Consider the following 6,412-nt stretch of genomic DNA (forward strand, 5'->3'; position numbering starts at 1 on the left):
GAACAGGTCCTGCCGGATGTGACATCCGGCAGGACCTGTCTCATGTGTGGAACTCGCCACACGCCTCTATTCGGTGGTGCCGAGCAGGTCGGCGAGCTCCGTTCGGCGCCAGTCCCAGTCGGGGTGCTTCCCGATCAGGTCCACGAACTCGGCGAAGTCGACGACATCGCCGTGGTTGGTGTCGATCAGGCCCGAGAAGCCCCGGAGCGCGTAGGCCAGGAACGTACGGGCCGCGTCCATGGACTGGCACGACACATAGATCCCCTGGGGTTCCGCCCCGATCCGTCGCCTGGCGTCCTCGATCTCATCGGGTTCGAACTCCGAGAGGATGTCACCCGAGAAGTCGAGGGCGTAGGAGTACCCGTTCCAGTGCAGGAAGTCTCCTTCACTGAGCGGGTCCTTCTCGACCCCGAGCGTCCGAACCCTGGCCTCGATGGCGGCGCACTCGGGTGCGCTCGCCACCAGGACCACGGAAGGCCAGGACATGGCTACCTCCGCCTTCTCATGGGGCGATCACCGCCAGGAGCGTTTCGAGGTCGGTGGTCACCATGTGGCCCAACCCCTCCTGCTCCTTGATGATCGACCCTCTCAGCTTCTTGCTCGGCCAGATGAAACTGATGACCGGGTAATCGGTCGCCGACTCGTATCGGCCGTGGTCCTTCGCGGAGCCCTTGCCGGTTCCGGTCTTGACCTGGATCACCGCGTTGCGGGTCACGATGTCGAAGTCGGTGATGTCCTTGCCGTCAGCACCGACGATCTTCATCTCGACCGCCTTGACGTGGCCAGGGTAACGGGCCTCGATCGCGGCGACGAGCTCCGGAACGCCCGGGTCCTTCGGCGTACCCACATAGGTCGGGCAGCTGTCGTTGTGGACGAGGACGGGTGCCGGGCCGGCCATGGCGTAGTACGTGTGCAGGTCGCTGACGGTCAGGTTGTGCACCGTCGCGTCCGGTGCCGTCCAGCGCGCGACGGACGTCACCTGAACGTGCGTGCCCGAGCTGGTCCGCAGCCACTGGCCCGGCTTCAGGTCGGTGGCGTCCACCCACTCGCGCAGCTCGGGCACCCAGAACGGGTGCTCCGCGGTGGCGGTGATGCGGGACGTCGCCGAGCCCTTCTCGCCGTCCGTGTCGACCGTGAGCCTGACCAGGCGCTTGACGCCCTGGCCCTTGATCTCGGCGGTGACCGTCTCGATCCGGGTCTCCCCGGACTCCGGGTCGGTCGCGACCACCTGGTCGCCGGTCCTGACCTGCTCGATCGGCTTGGTGGAGCCGTCCGCCATCAGCACCCGGGTGCCAGGGGCGAAGCTGTTGCACCCCGGACCGTCGGCCTTGCCGGAGCCGCCGCTGCCGCTCGAACCGCCGTTGTTCCGGGAGGAGCCGCCGGAGTCGCCGCCGGGCTTGGAGCTCTTGCCTCCGCCGCCGGAACCCTTGCTCGAGCCGGACCCGGAACCGCCGCCGGAGCTCTTGCCTGCGCTGCTCTTGCGCGAGCCGGCCGCGGAGGACGCCTTGGGCGCAGCCTTCGCCTGGGCCTGCTTCTGCGCCGTGTTACCGGTCTTCTTGGTCTGTTGGACCGCCTTGTCCGCGGTTCTCTTGGCCTGTTCGGCCGCCTTCTTCTTGGCCCTCTGCGCGGCCTCCTTCTTCGCCTTCTCGATGGCGGCCTTCTTCGCCTGCAAGGCTGCCGCTTCGGCGGCCTTGGCCGCCTTCAGGACGGCCTCCGCGGCCGCCTTCGCCTTCTTGAATGCCTGAATCGCCTCGATGGTGCGGTTGACGGCCTTGAGGACGGACGGGATCTTGCCGAGCTTGGTCCACGGGATGGCCCCGATGATCAGGCTGCCGCACGACCACATGTCACCGCCGAAGCAGGCCATGGCGTCGTTGATGCCGATGAAGTCCTTCAGGGCTCCCCACGCCGCGGAGAGGATGACCGAAGTGAGGGACTTGCCCTGCATGGCCTGCGCCTGCGCGACCTGTGCCTCGGACAGACCGGCGCCCGCGAGGGCCGCGGCCCGCTCGGAGGCGGTCAGGACGATCGACAGGCCCGAGCCGTCGGCGAACGTGGTCGGGTTGTTGTGCGCGTACGCGTACCCGTTGGACTGCAGCGGGTCGGCCAGGTCCAGCAGGGGGTCGGCGGACAGGAAGCGTCCGACGACCGGGTCGTAGAGCCGGGCGCCGAGCGGCTGGAAGCCGGAGGCGTCGTCCCGGTTCTTGCCCAGGAAGCCCTTGTGGCTCTGGATGTTCTGGCCGGCCGTGTCGGCGCCTCGCTGGTTGCCGAACGGGTCCTGCTTCCGGACCCGGACCGGCATGCCGCTGTAGAGGGCGACCTCCGCGTACACGCTGCCCTGGTGATCCATCGCCAGCGCCACCAGGGCGTCGCCGCCGGTGCCGTTGGCGTACCGCAGGACCGCGCCGCCGGGCGCGGAGTAGGTGCGCTCGGAGCGGACCAGGACGCCGCCCTGCTGGACGGTGACCTGGGCCTCGCCCAGGCTCAGCGTGGCCTGCTTGCCCTGGATGGTGAGCAGGCGGTTGCCGTCGGGGCCGTAGATGTGACGGGTGTCGTTCTGCGGCAGCCACTGCTGGGCCGTGGAGGCCGCGTCGCAGGTGGCGAGCACGATCGCGGTGCCGTTGACGTTCGCCGCGCCCTGTACCGCGAGGCACAGGCCGGAGGCGACGTGGGTCAGCTGGCCCGAGGCGTTGCGCTTGAGCTGCTGCGCGGTGGTGCCGTTGCACTTCTGGAGCTGGACGGCGGAACCCGCGGTGTTGGCGGCGGGCTGGACGCACCAGGTGTCGTAGACCTGGAGCGTGCCCAGGTTGCCGTCCGCCTGGCCGGGGGCCGGCTCGAAGTGCCAGGACTGCGCGACCGTGCTGTTGCACGCGTACAGCTGGACCGCGTTGCCCGCGGTCGCGAGACCCGACTTGAGGTCGAGGCACTTCTGGCCGAGACCCACGTACGGGGTCTTGCCGTTCGAGCCCTGACCGGTGATCCGGTCCACCTGGCCGTCGTAGGTCCAGGTCAGTTCCTGCTTGTCACCGTTCTGGACCGAGGTGATCGACTTGGTGTCGCCGGTCAGCTCGTACAGGCGGGTGGCCTCGGCGGTGACCTGGGCGCCGGCCGGGGTGGTGAACTTCTTCGTCACCTTGGTCAGCGTGTGCGGCTGGTCCTTGGCGGCGTTCTTGCCGTACTCGTAGGTGCTGGTGGCGTCCTTGGCGGCGTCACCGGTCAGGTTCTTCTCGGTCAGCTTGGTGCGGTTGCCGAGGAGGTCGTACTCGTACTCCTGCCAGTAGCCGGAGTTGTCCTTGCCGGCGGCGACGTTCAGGGTGCCGTCGGTGTTCTTCGGGGTGGAGCAGGCCGTCTGGTCCTTGGCGGTCCAGGCCGACTTCAGCTGGCCCAGCGGGTCGTAGGAGAAGCACTGGCGCTCCTCGATCCCGACGGACTTCTCCTGGATCGAGGTGACGTTGCCGGCCGGGTCGTAGGTGTACGCCCGGTTGGAGACCAGGTTCCCGCCGACCAGGGAGGCGTCGTTCTTCTCCCGGTAGACGGCCTGCTCCTGCAGCTCGCCGCTGCCCTCGTCGTACGAGTGCTGCGTCCAGACCCGGTAGGGCTGGGAGCCCAGGGTCGAGCGGACGATCTGGCCGTACGCGGAGTACGTCGTCTCGGCGCCGTACCAGTCCTTGCCGGAGATCGAGAGCGGCTTGCCGTCCTTGTTGTAGCGGACGACCATCTTCTCGGCCGCCAGCTGGCCCGCGGCCGGAAGCTGCACGTCCTCCAGCGCGCCGGTGTCCGAGTAGTTGTAGGTGTAGTCGTAGTCCTTGGCGAAGCCCCACGTGTCGACGATCGACTGCGGGAGCGACAGGGTCGTCGAGGTCGGCTCGTAGTCCTTGGTGTAGCCGTTGACCTTCTGGGTGTACGCGAGACCGTCCGTGTAGCGCGTGGCGGTGGCGGGCATGCCCTTGCCGCCGGGAACGGTGTCGTACGTGTAGTCGGCGAGGAGCGTGCCGCCGGCGTCGTTCAGACGCTGCTGCTTCGGCCGCGACAGCTCGTCGTAACCGTTCCAGACCTTCAGGCCGCGCGCGTTGGTGACGGTGAGCGGACGGTCGAAGTGGTCATAGGTGGTGCGCGTCGTGCCCGCGTCCGGATCGTTGACCGTCTCGACGAGACCGCGGTTGTTGTAGGTCCAGGACCACGGATGCGTCGGGTCCGCCGAGCTGACGGCCTTCACCATCTCGCCCCGCACGTCGTACTCGTACGACATGGAGGTGTAACCCTTGGGCGCCGCCGGGTTGAAGGTGTCCACACGCGAGGTGCGGCCCAGCGCGTCGGTGAAGACGCGGTAGGACGAGGCACCCTGCGGGTTGACGACCTTGGACCAGTCCTGGCCGTACTCGTACGTGGTGGCCCGCTCCGGGTACGCCTTGGAGGAGGCTTCCTTGGTGACCGGGTCCACGTACTTCATGTACGGGGTCTCGGTCAGCACGCGGCCGAGGCCGTCGTACGTGTAGCGCGTGATGTTCGGGATGGCGGTGTCGGCGAGCGGCGTGAACAGGTCGCCGACCTTCGCGTCCCGGGTCAGGTAGGCGTTGTTCGTCTGCCAGACCTCACCGGAGCTGTTGTACAGCGTGTCGGTGACCAGCCAGCCGGCGTCGTTGTCCGCCTCCTCCAGCGACTGCCGCTCACGGCCGAGGCCGTCGTACAGCGTCACCGAGGTCTCGATCCGGTCCTCGTAGCCACGCGAATAGGTCGTGACGTAAGGAGGCTTGCGGATTTCGAGCGTGGGGTCGTTCGGGTCCTGCTCCGGCTTCGGGATCGTGTACTCGGCGCGGAAGTCCGGCACCGAGGTGGGCGACGGCGTGCGGCCCGGGGACCATGCCTTGGCGAGACGGCCCAGCGGGTCGAACTCCGACTCGCTCACGTAGCCGTTGGCGTCCGTGGTCTTCAGCGTGGTCGCGCGGCCCGGCTCCAGCTCCTGCACCTGGGAGTTGCCGCGCGGGTCGGACATCGTGACCTTGAAGACCTGGCCCGTCGGGGGCTCGAACGAGATGTTCGATGCCTTGCCGTCCGGGTCGGACTGCCGGATCACACGGCCGATCGTGTCGAACGCGTTGGTCCCGTTCGTCTGGAAGCCGGTGCCGTCGCCCTTCAGGGACCAGGACTCGGTGGCCAGCGCGCGCGTGCCGGCGGCGAGCGCGGTGCCGTAGGCCGTGTCGTCGAAGGCGGTGCGCACGCCGCTGGTGAGCGACTTGAGGTCGGACCAGTTGGCGTTGGCGCACGTCGACGGGGAGGCGAGCGCCTCCTTGGTCAGGCCGATGATGTTCCTGCCGACGCTGTGCAGGTAGTCCAGTCTGGTGCAGGACTCGTCACCGGTCTTGCCCGTGTCGCCGAGCGACTCGACCAGCGTGGGCAGACCGTAGGTCGGCTCGTAGGTGGTGAGGGTCTTCACCGTGCGCAGGGTGCGCGGGTCGTCCTCGTTGGTGCCGGAGGACTTGGTGTACGCGACCTCCTCGGGCTCCGTCACGCGCCAGGCGCGCAGCGGGGTGAGGCCGTCGTCGCGGTTGCGCTTGGCCAGCTCGGTGGCCTCGGGGATGGTCACGCTGCGGGACAGCCAGTCGGTGTCCGCGTCGGTCGGGTTGGAGTAGGTGAGCTCTTCGGAGATCCGGCCGGCGAACGGCTCACGGTCGTAGAGCGTCGAGCCGTCCGACGCCTTGATCACGTTGCCGTGGACATCCTTGACCGCGACGGTGTCGCCCATGCCGCGGAGGAAACGGTTGACCGACTTGGACTGCTTACTGCTGATCGCAGGGTCGTCGGAACCGGTGAGTACCGTGGTCTGCTCGAAGCCCGCGAACTGCGAGTACGTCCGCGTGGACTTCTTCGTGAACTCCGCCTCGGCGAGCTTCCATCCGGCGTTCTTGTACTGGTACGCCGTCTTGGTCGCGTAGGCGCCGGGGACGTTCGGGAGTTCCTCGATCGACTCGACCGCGTACTTGTGGAACCAGTCGATGTCCTCGAACTCCGGGTCCGGGTTCCAGAACGACGGGTAGCAGAACTCGTTGTTCGCCTTAAGCCCGGCGGTGTCGGTCTTCGCCGGGAGGCCGGTGCCGGTGAGGCACTTGCCGGTGATCGGCTTGTACGTGACGGCGGTCTCGCCGCCGTACTCGTTGATCACGCGGGCGATGCGCAGGCGGGAGAAGCCGGGCCGCTGGGGGTTGACCGCCTTGACGCGGTTCGGCATGTCCTCGGCGTTCGGCTCGAACCGGACCGGGTTCACAGTGACGCTGGCGTCGGTGGAGCCGTTGCGGGCGTAGCCGGTGCGCTGGATGGACTCCAGCCACAGGGCGGTGTTGGGGCCGGTCTTCAGCTCGGCGAAGGACTGCTTGAGCTGGTACTCGTCGACGACCTGGCGGGCGTCGGTGTCGGT

At 68.1% G+C, this 6,412-nt stretch carries 2 protein-coding genes; both read right to left on the reverse strand.

Translation table 11 applies throughout. The features are described 5' to 3' along the window. Positions 1-66: 66 nt before the first annotated feature. On the reverse strand, positions 67-486 hold the full coding sequence (locus AB0C99_RS32135) for a hypothetical protein (protein ID WP_362482729.1): 420 nt from the start codon (positions 484-486) through the stop codon (positions 67-69). 16 nt (positions 487-502) lie between these two features. After that, positions 503-6,412: ricin-type beta-trefoil lectin domain protein (locus tag AB0C99_RS32140; protein WP_362482732.1), on the reverse strand; the 5,910-nt coding region annotated here is incomplete at its 5' end.

The sequence above is a fragment of the Streptomyces sp. NPDC048659 genome, assembly GCF_040650575.1.
Taxonomy (GTDB): Bacteria; Actinomycetota; Actinomycetes; order Streptomycetales; family Streptomycetaceae; genus Streptomyces.

Excerpts from the sequence above, each read along its gene's own strand:
- AB0C99_RS32135 (WP_362482729.1), bottom strand. The coding sequence starts at position 486 with ATGTCCTGGCCTTCCGTGGTCCTGGTGGCGAGCGCACCCGAGTGCGCC.